The organism is Salinisphaera aquimarina, from assembly GCF_042643355.1.
In the GTDB taxonomy this organism is placed as follows: domain Bacteria; phylum Pseudomonadota; class Gammaproteobacteria; order Nevskiales; family Salinisphaeraceae; genus Salinisphaera; species Salinisphaera aquimarina.
Genome location: NZ_JBHRSS010000006.1, coordinates 87,347 through 102,000, shown reverse-complemented (window position 1 = coordinate 102,000; position 14,654 = coordinate 87,347). Strand labels below are relative to the sequence as shown.

Sequence of the window (14,654 nt, the reverse complement as noted above, 5' to 3'; positions counted from 1 at the left end):
CACGATCAAGGCATTCGGAATCACTTTTCAGCAAACGCCAGAAAATGGTGGCCTGATCGCTCTACCCAGCTGTGAGGCAGCCGGTTGAAGGGGCCTACGAAGAGATCGTTATATAGCCGGGCCTTCCAGCCCTTGTGGACTTTCGTAGGTACTGGAAACCGTTCGCATACTATTTTCACCTTGGCGAAAGGCTCCAGGAGCGACTGAAACTGCGCATACGTGTACTGATCGAAGATGGGCGCGTCCAGATGATCGATCTCGATCTTCATCAAACGCTGTGTGACGTTCAGCCACGAGTGTCGATTGACCGTCATGAGGATCGCAGTGCCGCCCGGCTTGAGCACGCGACGAATCTCTTTGACCATCGCGGACGGATTCGCTGTGAAGTGAAGCACGGTGTGGCAGTAGACCAGATCGAAGGCGTCATCCTCGAAGCTCATCGATTCTCCGTTCATGACCTCGAAATGGCCGGCTAGTCCGCGTTGTTCAAAATTTGCCCGCGCCAGATCAATCGAATGCTCCGCCAGATCAATGCCGACTACATTCGCGCCGCCCTTGGCGAAGCGGGCCAGGTCGTTGCCCACACCACAGCCGACGTCCAGTATCCGTTCATCAGCATAGCCGTTGAAATCAACGCGCAGCGGCAGGTAGTGCAATTTCTCGAAACGATACGCCTCGATTTCCTCAAAGAATTCCGGAGTTCCGGCGGGGCTTCTGGCGACTTTCCAGTCATGGACGTGGTTGTTCCAGTACTCCCGGACTGCATCAAGCCTGTCGTTGGAATCCGCATTTCCGGGCGCCGTCATTGTTCACCTCGAATAGTCGATTGTGCCAACTCGTCGGCCGCGCCGTCGGTTGACTCGTGTAGGGCTGTTGCGCCGCTGCCTGCGTTTTTATCAATCACCTGGCGGTAGAATGCTGCTACGCGTGCCAGATAGCCGTCGTCTGAATAGTCGGCGGCGGCGCGCGCACCTGCCGATGCCGCCAGACGGGCGGCGTGGCTGGGATCGTCCAGCAGGCGCCGCATGCCTTCGCCGAGGCCTTGCTCGGTCGGTGCAACCAGCTCGGCTATGGTGTGATCCAGAACCTGGGTATGGGTTGCCAGATCCGTCGCGATAATCGGCTTGGCCGAGCGCAGATAGCCATAGATTTTGAGCGGCGTATTGGTGCCTCGACAGCGCGGCGAGATCAGCATATTCGCCGCTTCAAGAAGTTGCTGAATACTTGCCGGGTGCACTGACCCGACAAACGTAACGCGCTGCGCAGTCCCCAACGCGTCGGCCATGTCCCGGTATTTCTCGACCTGTGCCGGTGTGCCGCCCGCCAGAAGCAGATGCACTTGCGGGTAGTCATCGCACAGCGGCGCATAAGCGTGCAGGAGCAGATCGATGCCCTGATACGTTTCGAGTGTGCCCGTATACAGGATGATCGTCTTGTCTTCGAGCTTGTATGACACGCGGGGCTTGCCGTCATCATCGCCGAACACCTGCGCGTCGTCTGCCGTGTTCTCGATCATTGCGTGCGGCTTGTCATCGCAATAGGGCACAGCCACGGTGGCCAGGTCTGGACAAATCGTGATGACCCCGTGACAAGTTTCGAGCACGCGTCGTTCAAGCCAGCCGAATACAGCTTGGATCGGTTTCAGGTTGTATGAGCTGAAATTCGTTAACTGCTGCGGCAAGCTGCTGTGCATGTCGTATACGTGAAGCAGTTTGTATCGGCGTGCCAGCCGCACGCAGAAAAAAGCCGCCTCTTCATGGCTGTGCAGCACATCGTAAGTATTGCGACGCAGCATGCGGGTCGTGGCCAAGTAGAGTGGGGCGTCCAGTACAAGCTTGCCGATCGACGGACCAATCCGGACATCGCCTACCCAAGGTGGCCGCCAGCAACGCACGATGCGCAAGCCGGGCATCGCAATGTCCTCGCCGAACGGATAGGTTACGAGGTCGACCTCGTGTCCTTCGGCGATCAGTGCGCGTATACGATGCAATACGCTGAATGGTGTGCCACGAGCCCGAAAAAAAGGCTGCGGCGCTACCATGAGGATTCGCAAACCCTTGGCATTAGTTTTCATTTTACTTCTTTGTGATGCCGCTACTGGGTAAAAGTTATCACATTCTTTAAAGCTATTTTCAAGCTCGGATATGACCGGCGAGTTTTTCATTAACCATCCGGCCTCGGATGACCTGTTCACCAGAACATTTTATGATCCGGCTAGGCGGCTCGCCCCGGTTAGTCGCTCGACATGCCGTAGCGGGCAGGTCTGAGGTTTGTCGAGTTCTACCACCGGCGATTGTGGTAGTCACTTGCGATGGCTATCCGTTTAAGGCGTACATCACGAAAAGGCGATCTCACATATTGGCAGGTCAATATCATGTAGGAGAAGTACGAAACTCGCTGGCCCTCCGGTTTCAGGTTGTCGAGAGTGTGAACTATGTCCGGTATGAGTTGTGATACGACGCCGAGCTGGTCGCGGGTCTTCTTTTGGAGATCACTCAAACGATGGCGTATCAGGTGCCTTGCGGTGGCCCACGCGGCGGCGGCAAATAACGGAAGGCGTGATAAGGAGAGTGTGTAGATCGCGCATTTGCCGCGGCAACAGGCTGCGAAGCCGCAGCGAATCAGCAACGGGCAGGTACCGCCTTGATTGGGCAAGGCGCTGGATACAGTTGATACGGCCAACCGCGTTGATGCCAGACTGATAACCCCGCAAACTTGGTTACAGTATTTGTAACATGCGTTTGGTAACAGGGGATCAAATGGCGGAGATAAGACACAACCTGGGGCGAGCCCATCGGTTCGGATGTCTAGAGGCCAAACGCTGGCGTCAACACGCCGCGGCAAGGATTCTGGGTGCTCGCCAGAAACACGTTATGTTTGTGGCGGGCGTGCAGCGCTCTGGCACCAATATGGTTATGGACCTGCTGGAAGCCGATCTTGCGACCGAGGTGTTCCACGAAACCGACCATCGAGCGTTCGACAACTATGAGCTGCGTACGCCGGCGCCGCTCAGCGTTCCCAAGGCGCTGTGCGAAGGTCAGGACGTCCGGTACCTGCTCGATCAATTTTCGGGTTCGCGTTGTTTGTGGGTGTATCGGCATTACGAGGATGTCGCTCGCCCGCATGCCCGGAAATGGGCCCAGATGCCGGACACCATACGTCGCCTGTGTGATAAACAGGGAGACATCGAAGGTCGGAGTGGACGTGGCATGCCGGACGCCACTCGCGCTGTGCTCAGAGCGCACTGGCACGAGGATCTCAACAATGAACCCGCTTGTGCTCCGTTCTGGTATTTCAGAAACCAACACTACTTCGGGCAATGCCTGAGCGAAGATCCGCGGGTGCGATTGCTCGGCTACGAGACGTTGCTCGAGCATCCGCATGACAATACCGAGGCGCTGTACGACTTCGCAGGACTGGATTATCTATCCCGTGCCGGGCAGTCCAACAAGGCACCGGAGTCGACCCGGCGGGCCTACTCCGACTCGATAATCGATACGTCTGTTCGTAAGCTCTGTGATGAGATGTTTGCTCGCCTTCGATCCGAAACTCAGCTGGGGGCGATCAAGTGCGTGTCCGCGGCAGCCCCGAAAGCTGCATCGTGATCCTTGCAGGTCAGGTGATCTTGCTGGCTCTGCTCGCCGTTGCGGTGGGCTTGATGCTCCGGCACTGGCCGTATCCTTCTCCGCTGATCCGGCCGCTACTAGGAGCGAGGAATCGCTGGCCGGAGACACAGATTCGTGGATGGCTCGACAACGGGGGTTTCCACCCAGGCTATCTGCGCTTCTTCAACCGTGATCCTGAGCGCATCGCGCCGGACGGGGACGCCATTCTCGCGCCGGCCGATGGATTGGTTACCAGTGCCGAGTGTCGAAACGGTGTTCGATATGTGGTGATTGCGTTGTCGTTCTGGGATATGCACGTTCAACGTAGTCCAATGGCTGGACGCGTCACTGCTGTAGAGCAGGGGGGGGATGTATACACGGACGGAGAAGGGCGTGATTTTGCGTTCTTACGCGAAAAGTTATGCCCGGTACACAAGCGCGTCTGTCTCCAGACCACGCTCGGTCAAGTTGCCGTTCGCCTGATCACCAGCGTCGCCGCACGTCGCATCGAGACGTGGGTACAACCAGGCGAGGATCTTGAACGCGGACAACGCCTCGGGCGTATCCTGCTGGGCAGCACCGTTGTATTGGAAGTGCCGGAAGCACTGAGGTGCGCGGTGCCCATCGGTACCCATGTGAAGGCTGGGCTGACCCCGCTCATTGCAAAGGCTGGCGATCATGGGTGAGCTTTTCTGGTCGCAAGGACATATCGCGTGGCCAATGTTCTGCGCGCTTGTTTTCACTGCCATGCTGGGATTGATCATGGACTACAGCTGGCGCGGGCTGCGTATGCGCTCGGCCTACCTGGGTCTGTACGCTGCGGCGCTGTGGCTTTGCGGCATTCTGGCGATCGTCTTGAGCGCCAATAGTGTGCAATAGGTCGTATCGCTTGCGCCCGCGCCCGCGGATAATGGCACTGTCAACACACGATTGAGGATCTTCGCCGTCGATATACGGGGGCGGAAAGGGGGCGTATGGCAGTTGTCGACCCGACGCGTGGGGATGCGTCGTTGAACTTAGTATTGTCTCTGGAGAATCTGGGCAAGTGGTTAATGGCTGGGGCAGTGTTCTTTGCCTTGACGGGAGCCTGCATTGTTCTGGCCAAACTGATGTACCGGTTTGATCAGGTTTATGGATTCTATGCGCTGTTTGATCTCGGCAGCGACTCGAGCATACCCACGTGGTTTTCTTCGCTGGGCCTCCTTGCTTGTAGCCTCTTGCTCTGGACGCATTCGCTGGTCGAGGATCCGGCGCAACGCGTCATGTGCTGGCAGTGGCTGTTTCTTGCGCTGATTTTCCTATTGCTGTCTGTCGACGAGGTCGCGAGAATCCATGAGGTGCTCGGCACGTCTGTCGGTCAGGAGCTTGTGCCAGACGTGAGCGATCGCAGCGGTGGCCTGCTGTCTTACCAGTGGCTGGTATGCGGGGTGATTTTCACCAGCGCAATAGCGCTTGCATATATTCCGTTTCTCTATCGATTGCCCCGCAGAGTGGCGCTGGGCTTTATTCTGGCCGGGGGGTCTATGTCTGCGGCGCGGTGGTCATCGAGTCTTTCAACGGACACACTGAATATACGGCTGGCCCACGCAGCGCGCTGTATCTTTGGGGGACGGAAGTTGAGGAGTTCCTCGAAATGGTCGGCGTTGCATTATTTGCGGGGGCGCTGGTGCGCTATCTTTCGCAGCGGCTTGACGTGCTGTCTGTGTCGACAAATTTCGACAGCCGCTCATGAGTTCATACAATGCACTGTGCGGCTATGCACCGGCGGCTGGCGTACGCCCCTTCACCTGGCGAGCAGTCAGCCGCTATGTTCAAAGTAGAGGCACGATCGGCCACCCGTATTGATTGGCCGCGATGTCCGGCTCAGATGCCAATCAGGGCGCTTGTCGCTGGTGTGGTGCACGATTTCGTGGCGCGTCAGCCCGCGATTGAGCACCATATGACGCCTTGGATGGTCCGCTAGTCGGGGATGTTGCTACGAACCAGCGCCCCGCTGATAACCTCGCGGATCGGGGCGGCTTGTGTGCATGCTCGAGCGGCGGTTTGAATATTTTTCGGAGCTTTTGTCATGGCAATTCTTCTGACCGGCGGCGCCGGATTCATCGGGTCCCACACCGCACTCGTGCTTTTGGAGGCCGGGCTGGATGTCGTGGTCTACGACAACCTGTCGAACGCCTCGCGTGAGTCGCTCACACGCGTCGAGCAATTGACTGGGCGCTCGATCATCTTTTACGAAGGCGATATCCGCGATGGGGTACGTCTGGACGAGGTGCTCGCCAGTCAGCCCATCGAGTCAGTCATTCATTTCGCTGGCTTGAAGGCCGTCGGCGAAAGCACGCAGCAGCCGATCGCGTATTACGACAACAACGTCAACGGCACGCTGTGCCTTTGCGAAGCGCTGGAGCGTGCCGGTATCCGGACGCTGGTCTTCAGTTCGTCGGCCACGGTGTATGCCGAGTCGAAGCAGATGCCGCTGTCCGAACAAGCACCGACGGGGCGCCCGACCAATCCATACGGCAGTTCCAAATTGATGATTGAGTGGATCCTGAAGGATCTGCACGCCGCTGATTCAAGATGGTCAGTGGCTTTGCTGCGATATTTCAACCCGGTGGGCGCGCATCCCAGCGGCCGGATTGGCGAGGATCCTACTGGTCAGCCCAACAATCTTTTGCCGTTCATCACCCAGGTTGGCGTGGGCCGACTGGACGAATTGTCGGTTTATGGGAGCGACTACCCGACCGCTGACGGTACCGGCGTTCGCGATTATATCCATGTAATGGATCTGGCCGCCGGCCATCTGAACGCGTTGCGCCAGGTAGCCGAAAAGGGTGGTCTGCATACCTGGAATCTAGGTACCGGGCGCGGCTATTCAGTGCTGGAGATGATCAGCGCGTTCGAGAAAATATCCGGCAAGCCGATACCTTACAAGCTGGTAGGCCGCCGGGCTGGCGATATTGCCGAATGCTGGGCCGATGCTCAGAAGGCAGATCGCGAACTGGGCTGGCGTGCTGAACGCGGACTGGACGAGATCATGTGCGACTCCTGGCGCTGGCAGACCGAGAATCCGACAGGTTTCGGCCAAGCGTGATGCGCAGACGCACAAACGATGACGCCCGAATTATCGAAACGAATGGAGGACGTACCGCTGGAGGAGCCGTGCTACGAAAAATCGCCAGGACTACGCTGTCGGACGGCACGTACGCCAACCTCAGAGACTGGGTCGATTACGTCCGACTGCCTGAGGAAGCACGTGAAGAATGCCGGCGCGACCGTCAGGGATTGCCTGATCACGATCCCGGAGCGCAGGCGGTCATTCCGGCAATCACCGAGTGGCTGGGCCGTGCCCAGGACGAAAGTCGCAGCAGTGACGGCGGCTTTGCTCGTGATTACAGTCTATTGACAGGATGGAACGAGAGCTATCCGGAAACCTCCGGCTATATCGTTCCGACATTGTTGTCCGAAGCCGGTTTCCAGCAGGACAGGCGGCTTGCGGAGCGCGCACGGCATTGCCTCGATTGGCTCGTCGCAATCCAGATGGACAATGGGGGCTTTCAAGGTGGAACCGTATCGCAAAAGCCGCGGATTGCGGTCACCTTCAATACAGGCCAGATTCTGATTGGCCTCGCCGCGGGCGCGCACTATTGGAGCGACGAGCGCTACATGAACGCGATGCACGCGGCCGCGCGCTTTCTGCGTGACAGCCAGGACAGCGATGGCGCGTGGCGTCAGCATGCGACGCCGTTTGCGAAAGAGGGTGACAAGACCTACGAAACCCACGTGTCCTGGGGGCTTTTCGAAGCCGAACGCGTCGCACCTGGGCAGGGCTATGCGCAAGCGGGCCTGGCTCAAGTGCGGTGGGCACTGAGCCGTCAGTCTGCTAACGGCTGGTTTGCCGACAACGACCTCGAGGATTCAAGGCGCCCGCTGACGCATACGATCGGCTATGCCATGCGCGGTGTGATCGAAGCGTATCGGCTGTCGCGCGACCCGATCTTTCTGGATTCGGCCTGCCGCACGGCTGACGCATTGATCCGGGTCACAGAACACGATGGGCATATTCCCGGTCATCTGGACTCGGGATGGTTCGCCGCCGCGCCTTATACATGTCTTACCGGAACATCCCAGATTTCGTTGTGCTGGTTCCTGCTGGGCCTCGAACTGGGGCGTGCTGATTATGTGGACGCGGCGCTGCGGGCCAACGCGTATGTGCGTCGGACAATCAACCTCGAAGGCGGGCCCGATCATCGTGGCGGCGTGAAAGGCTCGTTTCCGGTGAGCGGCGTCTACGGACAGTATCAATATCTGAACTGGGCAGCCAAGTTCACGCTGGATGCGCAGCGCATGGAACTGATGTTGGCAGAGGGTGGTGTTTAAGGATGCCTGACTGAAGCGCCACGGTTACGGATGTTTCGGCGTGAGCCGGGCGCGCACCGGTCGTATAGCGACTCGAAAACGCGGTTGTTGCGCAGCGTGTCTGTTTGGATGACGTATCTACCGCGATGTCGGTGCCCCAGATGACCTGCGTTGGACGACGTCTTCTCAATGTCCGTTTTCGGCAGGCCCGCTAAAGTTCGTTAGCAAGCGTGAGACAATCCCGCCCTTCAACCGAGGGGCGAGGATACCCGCGGCGCCAATCCAATCGCACTATGTGATCGGCGCACTCGATCAAGCAACCCAGTGCTCGTTACAGCAGGCGTAGAACTCATGGCGAAATCCTCTCCAGCGGCGCCGATGTCGGTCCGGCGATCGCTCGTATGGTCGTTCGGACGTCGCTATACCAATCTCCTGATGACGCTGCCGACCGTGATGATCGTCAGTCGCCTGCTCACCCCGGCACAGGTCGGCGTCTATTCGCTGGCCTTTACATTTGTAACCCTGGTTCATGCGTTGCGCGATTTCGGGGTGTCTGATTATCTCGTGCAAGCGCGCGACCTTGACGACTCGATGGCGCGGTCTGCTTTTACCATCAATCTGAGCATCGCGTGGCTGCTGGCCTTGCTCGTGTTTGCAGGTAGCGGTCTTGTCGCCCATCTGTATGGCGAAGCCGGTCTGCAGACAGTGCTCCAGATTCTGGCGCTCAATTTCATCCTGTTGCCGTTCGGTTCTACCGTCAATGCGTTGCTCAAGCGCACGATGCAGTTCGGCATCATCTACCGAATCAATCTTGCACAGCAGGCGACCCAGAGTGCGGTGACGATCGGACTGGCTTATCTTGGCTTCAGTTATTACAGCATGGCCTGGGGGTCGGTGTTCGGTATGGTGGCTACGATCATCGGCTGTATGACCTGGGGGCGGCACTATCGTATCCGCGGTCTGGGGCTGCATCATTGGCGGGATGTGACGCATTTCGGTATTCACCGGACGACGGCCGATATCATCTCTCAGGTCGGTAATGCCGCGCCCGATTTCGTGATTGCCAGAGCGCTCGATTTTGCCGCCGTGGGTCTTTTCAGTCGCGGCAAGGGCCTGATCAACATGTTTCGCCAGAACATTCTGGCGGCCATCGGACAGGTTACATTCCCGGCGTACGCTCGCGACAACCAGCGCGCCCAGAACGCGCATCTGCTGTATCTGAAATCCACGACCTATGTGACCGGTTTCAGCTGGCCTTTCCTGCTCTTCGCCGCGCTTATGGCGTTTCCGATCATGCGAATCATGTTTGGCGACCAGTGGGACGGCGCCGTGCCCATTCTGCAATTGCTTGCCATCGCGGCCGTTGTGTCGGTGGTCAACATGGATACCCCGCAACTGCTTGTCGCGATCGGGCGCGCTGGTTTGGTGACGCGGATGACCCTGATTACACAACTGTTTCGGCTCATGGTGCTCATTATTACCGCTTTTTATGGCTTGACCGCGATTGCGGCCGGGCAGATTCTGGTGTCCGCCGTCAACAGCAGCGCCTGGATCCTGGTGCTGTGTCGCCATACGTCAATGACGGTAGGCGACTGTGCCAGAGCCGTCGTACCCAGCCTGATATCGACCGCCATCACGATGGTGATGCCCTGTGTCCTCGTTGTCATGGCCCCTCCATCCGCAGACAATCTGTTTCTGCCCTTGCTGTTGGGCGGAATCGCTACCGGCCTGTCGTGGCTAATGGGCTTATGGCTCACCAGCCACCCATTGTGGGACGAGATGGCCGATTGGCGTAGCATGGCGATGCGCCGAATTGGCATGATTCGTACGTGACGACCACGGATTGCCCGCGCGTCATCGAATCGCCGATTCTCTTGGCGAAGATGAACACGCGCGCGTTGATAGTCGATCTATCGTGGAGTGCGAGGGCGGCGATGTCCGCTCCTCCGTCGCGCGAATATTCGGTGTTGATACACGCACCGAGCTCGATCCGCGCCGTTCGATACTCTTGCTTAAATTGGCGAAACGTCCGTTTTCGGGACTATCGCCCAGTGCGACCCAGACCGACCTACAAGAGACATAGGGCATGACCCATACTCACGCCGAACCAACGGTGAGCGTCATCGTTGCCACGTACAACCGCGCTCATTATCTTCCGGAATGTCTTGATAGCCTACTTTCTCAGTCGCGCCCGCCAGACGAGATTCTGGTTATTGACGACGGCTCCGACGACGGTACGCACGCGGTGGCGATGGAGTATGCAGCGAATGTCCGTTATTTCCAGCAACCGAATCAGGGCCGTCCCACGGCACTGAATCTGGGTATCGAGAACGCCCGTGGCTCCCACCTGGTGTTCTTCGACGACGATGACGTCTTGTTGCCCGACGCATTGGCCCTGCATCTAGGCGTACTCACGACGACCCCGGGCGCCGAGTACTCCTATGGCCCGAATCTTGTGTTCGACGAGCGCTTTCCCGGTGATTCGATCTGGCAACAATCGCGCCACACGGCGCGCAGACATCGCCAGACCGCCACGCCCGACGATCTGTTTCTGAGCACCCTCGAATGGGGGGAATATTTTCTTATCTATCTTCAGGGCATGATGATTCCGCGGCGCATCATGGAGCAGGTCGGCCGGTTCCAGACCTCGTTGCTTCGCGGCCAGGATTATGACGTCATGCTCAAGCTGGCCCGGCGTTATACGGGTGTGAGCACGCAGGCGCCAACGTTTGTCATGCGAGAGCATTCGGGCGGGCGCGGTCCGGCCGCGGAGCGCCATCGGGAACACGAGCGCCAGAAGATGTGGTCCAAGTATGACCGCAAGATAGTCCGTCCTTACTGGACGAGCTTGCCCCTGAGCGCCTATCTGCGCGACTGGAAGGGCGTCGGAGATAGCAAAACGCTGAGCGCGCGCGAGCAGGTGGATGCAATCCTCGGGCGCAGCCGTGTCATGTTTTCACACGGTCTTTTCGAAGAGGCCGTGGCGGATATCGAATCGATCGCATGCCGGCCTGTCTTGCCCGATGATCAGTGGATGGCTGCTGTAGCGCTGGTTCAACATGCCGCGAATATCGAAAAGCGACACTACATTGGCGCGGCCAGAGCGCTGGCGCGTGGTATTGGTGGCGGCGCATACAACCGCTCGCGGCGCGTGGCGTTGATGACGGCCGCGGCGCGTGGTTTCTACTGGGGCGCTCGCCGTTTCCAGCGCGCCGGCGATAGCCGCGCCGCGCTCCGGCTGCTGGCCGCTACCGGCACGCTGTTGGCCCGCCGTGGCGCCGCGGCTCTACGCTAGATGAATCAGTCCGTCGGCTCGCGCTTGAGCAGGTAGAGCTGGCGCCCGCCGTCGGCAAGTGATGTGACCACTATTTTCTGCCCGTCCGGGCTCGGGCAGGGGTGCAGGTCGCAGCGATAAGGTCCGTTCTTGGGGTCGTGGTTGCCGAATTGCGCAATAGGCAGGGCAGTGTGTTCTGTCTCGTCGTAGATCAGCAGATCGATCGTCTCCTGATACGGCGTATCGTAGACAAACCGGTCTTCCGAGCCGGGGAAGTAACGCACGTGCGCATTCTTGCCGAGCGATTCCGGGGCGATCTGACGCAGGACGCGGCCCTTGGGTGCCGCGTCTTCATAGAGATAGAAGCCGTCCACGCGCCACAGGTAAAGGCTCTGGTTATCCAGCCAGATCACATGCGATGTGGCGTTGCTCAGCAGGCGCAGATCCTTGCCATCCGCGCCGCAGGTCAGGCTGACGCCCATCGTGTCGTTCCAGCCGCTGTTTTTGCCGGTGCCCCGGAAGCGTAGTTTCACGGTGAAACGCGTGCCGTCTGGCGACAGTTTCACGTGGTTGAACCAGTAACGGTAGTGATTCAGTCGATAACGCAGGCTGGTACGAACGCCGAGCTGGGCGTATAGAAACCGTACTGCGCGGTGCAGCGACAGCACCAGTTCTGTCTTGCCGTCATCGAGATTCTGTCGCCATACCCCGTCGCGCCGCGAGTGACGACTGCGCAACTGCGCGCCACGCCCGCCGACGTAGCCATAGCCCGGGCGTACCGCATCCAGCCGCGCCATGTTCAGCGACATGCCAAAGCCGCCGCTCGGATCGATAGCGTAGGTCGGCTGGGGCAATGTGCGCGTCTGCCCTGTATCCATGTCGTGCAGGCGGGTCACGAACCGCCTGCCCTCGCGGTCATTCCATACCAGTTGCGCGCGGCCGGGGACCCATTGCGCCATCGGTCCTTGTTGCCAGCTCCAGGCGGTACTGCTGCCAATGGTTTTCCATTCGCCGTCCTTGTCCAGATCGATGATGCCGATTTCGATGCGGTCATCGGCTGTGGGCGGGCGCTCGGCAAAGTGTGTCCGGTGGGCTGCGATGTAGCGGCTGGTCGTATCGAATACGCGGATATCGTAATAGCTGTGGGCGTGATACGCGCGCTCGGCGCTCCCGTGGGTAAGTTGTGTCAGCTGCCAGTTGCTCATCGGGAGAACCTTTTCTTCAGGCGGCCTGCAACGCCACGCGAACGGCCGGCGTACCAGTGCAGGGCATTCAGGGCAGACAGACCGGCCGTGCGCTGGCGCCAGAACCGATCGGTGAGCCACGAGGGCGACCGGATCGCAACATCCTTGGGCCGAATCCGGCCGTGTGTCTCGATGTAATCAAGCAGTTTCTGGCCGTATTCAGCGCCGGCCACGCTGACACCGGGCGTAGCGAGTCGGCGCCGCAGCGTATCGGCCATCGAGCCGGTCCATTTGAAATGATGAACGCGCAGCGGTATCAGAAAGCGAAACCAGGCCTGCCCGATATATGGAAACGCCGCCAGCTGACGACCGTACAGATAGCGAATCGGTTCCGGGCCGTCTTCTGGATGATGGCCGCCCCGGGTGGGCAGGATGCTGCCTTTCATCGCCATCAGCTTCACCGTACCGTGCCAGTTATGATTTTCTCCCTGCTGGGCGATACGGCACTGTACGTCAGCCTGAATAGGGAAGGTCGCTTGAATCGGCTCATCCTCCCGCACTGGCACCAGATGCCCATCGGGTGCCAGCCGATCGATGAAGACGCCCTGTACACAGTTCACGCGCCGTGCGTCGCAGTGCTCGAGAAAGTCGGCGAGCGGCGCGGGATATTCGTGCAGTTCGTCTACATCGGCGCTGATAACCCAGTGATCTGCGGGTACCTGCCCCTGCTGGACCGCGCGTCGCCGGGCCCACATGCTCTCACTGGTGTAGGGCGCAATCCATATCGTCGGCGCGGCGACGCCGTGCTCGTCCAGTAAGGCCTCGGCCCGTTGCAGATTCGGCGAGTTGGCATCGTCGGTATTCAGAGTGATGTGCATATTCCTCACAGGCACGCCGAGCGACCGATAATGGGCCAGAAAATGCGGCAGATGGCTGTACTCGGTGTCGACGCCGACACAGCTCACCACGTGAACATGGGTAAGCAGGCTATCCGACATGATCGGCCCCATAACGTTGCAGGAACGAAAACTCGCCGCATAGAGCCCGTACTCGATCTTTCTTGGCCTGGGGCCATTCGATCAGATCGCGTGTCTGGTTGGCGCGCGGATTGACCATGGACGCGCATTGCGCGACATAGCCGGGAACCGGCGGCAGATCGAGAAATTCGATCAGCCGCGTAATCTGCGGCGACGGGTCAGCGGTCAGCTCCTCGAGGCTCAAATCCAGCCAATCGTCGGCCGCCGTCTTGTGGCGCATTTCATCTACGGTACGACAAAGGCTGATGTACTCGTCGATCTGACTGTCCAGCGCCTCGCTGGCGATGACGCCTTCACGCTGTTTGTCTTTGAGTGCCTGGGGAAAGTCGGCAGGATTTTCGGTATCGGTCTTGAGCGCGTCGTAGGCGCGGCCGTGGCGTAGCGACATGGTGGCGATATTGTCGAACGGATTGCGCAGCACCAGTATCCATTTCCGAGCGGGTCCGCGAGCCGTTTGAAGACGATCCAGCAAGCCCGGATTCTTCGCGATCCAGCGCACTGCCGCATCGCCCTTCTTGTCGCCAATGACGCGCAACGGCGCTGTCGTGTGGTGGTGGGCGTCGGGTACGAGATAGCAGTAGCCATTCCAGTAGCGGCCGTGCCGGGTGAACTCACTGGCCATCCGATCGATGAGTGCAAATATGGCCAGCTGCGGCATGCCCTTGGCCAGCAACCCCATGGCATCCAATTCATGCGAGACGCGAGCCTGCGGGTGGGCATCGATGATCGACCCGATCAACGAGTGACCGGAACGGGGAAACCCGGCGAACTGCACGAACGTCTCGATCCGGCGCAGGTTGCGCTGGCGGGGCAGGCCATGGCGTATTGCCTGGCCAGTCAACTCCCACATCAAGCGGTCTTGATGGCCACGCGATTCGCGGCCTTCTAGTAACGGAATACTGTGTCGGATTTTGGCCCAACGACGCAGTGACCGAAGGCCTTCAGTAGCGCGCATACCGGAGCTCCCGTGAATGGAAACGTCGTTTAATCGACATGAACGATATCGACCGAACAGCGGCGTCTTGCGCTCGCTGTAGTCGTGGATTAGCTGGCTTGTGCGAGTCGTGCTGAGAATCCTTTCGCCTCAGAGCACAAGCAAGCTACAACAATGAGGCCATGCCTGTGGCGTGCGCAAACCATGAACTAATACGGTAAAAATCGCAGGTGCAGGATAGGAGACGGCATGCAACTCGCCGGGTCG

Annotated in this window: 13 protein-coding genes; 8 read left to right on the top strand and 5 right to left on the bottom strand. The window is 59.1% G+C overall.

Annotated features, from left to right (window positions below; all coding sequences use genetic code 11):
- Window positions 1-20: 20 nt before the first annotated feature.
- Window positions 21-806 carry a class I SAM-dependent methyltransferase gene (locus ACFOSU_RS13190; protein WP_380690353.1) on the bottom strand — a complete coding sequence of 262 codons (786 nt, stop codon included), beginning with the start codon at window positions 804-806 and terminating at the stop codon, window positions 21-23.
- Entirely contained in the window at window positions 803-2,164 is a 1,362-nt protein-coding gene (locus tag ACFOSU_RS13185; RefSeq protein ID WP_380690351.1) for a glycosyltransferase family 4 protein, read from the bottom strand. Before ACFOSU_RS13185 ends, ACFOSU_RS13190 begins: the two co-directional genes overlap by 4 nt.
- A gap of 709 nt (window positions 2,165-2,873) precedes the next feature.
- Between ACFOSU_RS13185 and ACFOSU_RS13180 the strand changes: the two genes are divergently transcribed.
- The 8 genes from ACFOSU_RS13180 to ACFOSU_RS13145 all read left to right on the top strand — a co-directional run bounded on the left by ACFOSU_RS13180 (window position 2,874) and on the right by ACFOSU_RS13145 (window position 11,253).
- Window positions 2,874-3,605, top strand: coding sequence for a sulfotransferase family protein (locus tag ACFOSU_RS13180; protein WP_380690349.1), 732 nt, complete (start codon window positions 2,874-2,876; stop codon window positions 3,603-3,605).
- Window positions 3,602-4,291: a phosphatidylserine decarboxylase gene (locus tag ACFOSU_RS13175; RefSeq protein ID WP_380690347.1), complete on the top strand. Its 690-nt coding sequence runs from the start codon at window positions 3,602-3,604 to the stop codon at window positions 4,289-4,291. The genes ACFOSU_RS13180 and ACFOSU_RS13175 overlap by 4 nt, the downstream gene beginning before the upstream one ends.
- Window positions 4,284-4,484: a hypothetical protein gene (locus ACFOSU_RS13170; protein WP_380690345.1), complete on the top strand. Its 201-nt coding sequence runs from the start codon at window positions 4,284-4,286 to the stop codon at window positions 4,482-4,484. Before ACFOSU_RS13175 ends, ACFOSU_RS13170 begins: the two co-directional genes overlap by 8 nt.
- A gap of 95 nt (window positions 4,485-4,579) precedes the next feature.
- Complete coding sequence (locus ACFOSU_RS13165) at window positions 4,580-5,425, top strand: hypothetical protein (RefSeq protein WP_380690343.1); 846 nt, start codon at window positions 4,580-4,582, stop codon at window positions 5,423-5,425.
- Window positions 5,426-5,673: 248 nt separating this feature from the next.
- A complete protein-coding gene (galE, locus tag ACFOSU_RS13160) occupies window positions 5,674-6,693 on the top strand; it encodes a UDP-glucose 4-epimerase GalE (RefSeq protein WP_380690341.1) in 1,020 nt (339 codons plus the stop codon).
- Window positions 6,694-6,761: 68 nt separating this feature from the next.
- Window positions 6,762-7,979 (top strand): hypothetical protein, encoded by a 1,218-nt coding sequence (locus tag ACFOSU_RS13155; RefSeq protein WP_380690339.1) that lies wholly within the window; start codon window positions 6,762-6,764, stop codon window positions 7,977-7,979.
- Window positions 7,980-8,309: 330 nt separating this feature from the next.
- Complete coding sequence (locus ACFOSU_RS13150; protein WP_380690337.1) at window positions 8,310-9,791, top strand: lipopolysaccharide biosynthesis protein; 1,482 nt, start codon at window positions 8,310-8,312, stop codon at window positions 9,789-9,791.
- A gap of 253 nt (window positions 9,792-10,044) precedes the next feature.
- On the top strand, window positions 10,045-11,253 hold the full coding sequence (locus ACFOSU_RS13145) for a glycosyltransferase family 2 protein (RefSeq protein ID WP_380690335.1): 1,209 nt from the start codon (window positions 10,045-10,047) through the stop codon (window positions 11,251-11,253).
- Between the two features lie 5 nt (window positions 11,254-11,258).
- Here the strand turns inward: ACFOSU_RS13145 and ACFOSU_RS13140 are convergent, their stop codons facing one another.
- Genes ACFOSU_RS13140 through ACFOSU_RS13130 form a run of 3 tightly spaced genes read right to left on the bottom strand, consistent with a single transcriptional unit; the run spans window position 11,259 to window position 14,303 of the window.
- On the bottom strand, window positions 11,259-12,437 hold the full coding sequence (locus ACFOSU_RS13140; protein ID WP_380690333.1) for a hypothetical protein: 1,179 nt from the start codon (window positions 12,435-12,437) through the stop codon (window positions 11,259-11,261).
- Window positions 12,434-13,414, bottom strand: coding sequence for a hypothetical protein (locus ACFOSU_RS13135; RefSeq protein ID WP_380690332.1), 981 nt, complete (start codon window positions 13,412-13,414; stop codon window positions 12,434-12,436). Before ACFOSU_RS13135 ends, ACFOSU_RS13140 begins: the two co-directional genes overlap by 4 nt.
- A complete protein-coding gene (locus tag ACFOSU_RS13130) occupies window positions 13,404-14,303 on the bottom strand; it encodes a sulfotransferase (RefSeq protein WP_380690330.1) in 900 nt (299 codons plus the stop codon). Before ACFOSU_RS13130 ends, ACFOSU_RS13135 begins: the two co-directional genes overlap by 11 nt.
- Between the last annotated feature and the right edge of the window lie 351 nt (window positions 14,304-14,654).

Bases quoted from the DNA above. Each gene is read 5' to 3' on its own strand.
- ACFOSU_RS13190 (WP_380690353.1), bottom strand. From the start codon at position 806: ATGACGGCGCCCGGAAATGCGGATTCCAACGACAGGCTTGATGCAGTC.
- ACFOSU_RS13185 (WP_380690351.1), bottom strand. From the start codon at position 2,164: ATGAAAAACTCGCCGGTCATATCCGAGCTTGAAAATAGCTTTAAAGAA.
- ACFOSU_RS13180 (WP_380690349.1), top strand. From the start codon at position 2,874: ATGTTTGTGGCGGGCGTGCAGCGCTCTGGCACCAATATGGTTATGGAC.
- ACFOSU_RS13170 (WP_380690345.1), top strand. From the start codon at position 4,284: ATGGGTGAGCTTTTCTGGTCGCAAGGACATATCGCGTGGCCAATGTTC.
- ACFOSU_RS13165 (WP_380690343.1), top strand. From the start codon at position 4,580: ATGGCAGTTGTCGACCCGACGCGTGGGGATGCGTCGTTGAACTTAGTA.
- galE (WP_380690341.1), top strand. From the start codon at position 5,674: ATGGCAATTCTTCTGACCGGCGGCGCCGGATTCATCGGGTCCCACACC.
- ACFOSU_RS13150 (WP_380690337.1), top strand. From the start codon at position 8,310: ATGGCGAAATCCTCTCCAGCGGCGCCGATGTCGGTCCGGCGATCGCTC.
- ACFOSU_RS13145 (WP_380690335.1), top strand. From the start codon at position 10,045: ATGACCCATACTCACGCCGAACCAACGGTGAGCGTCATCGTTGCCACG.
- ACFOSU_RS13140 (WP_380690333.1), bottom strand. From the start codon at position 12,437: ATGAGCAACTGGCAGCTGACACAACTTACCCACGGGAGCGCCGAGCGC.
- ACFOSU_RS13135 (WP_380690332.1), bottom strand. From the start codon at position 13,414: ATGTCGGATAGCCTGCTTACCCATGTTCACGTGGTGAGCTGTGTCGGC.
- ACFOSU_RS13130 (WP_380690330.1), bottom strand. From the start codon at position 14,303: ATGTGGGAGTTGACTGGCCAGGCAATACGCCATGGCCTGCCCCGCCAG.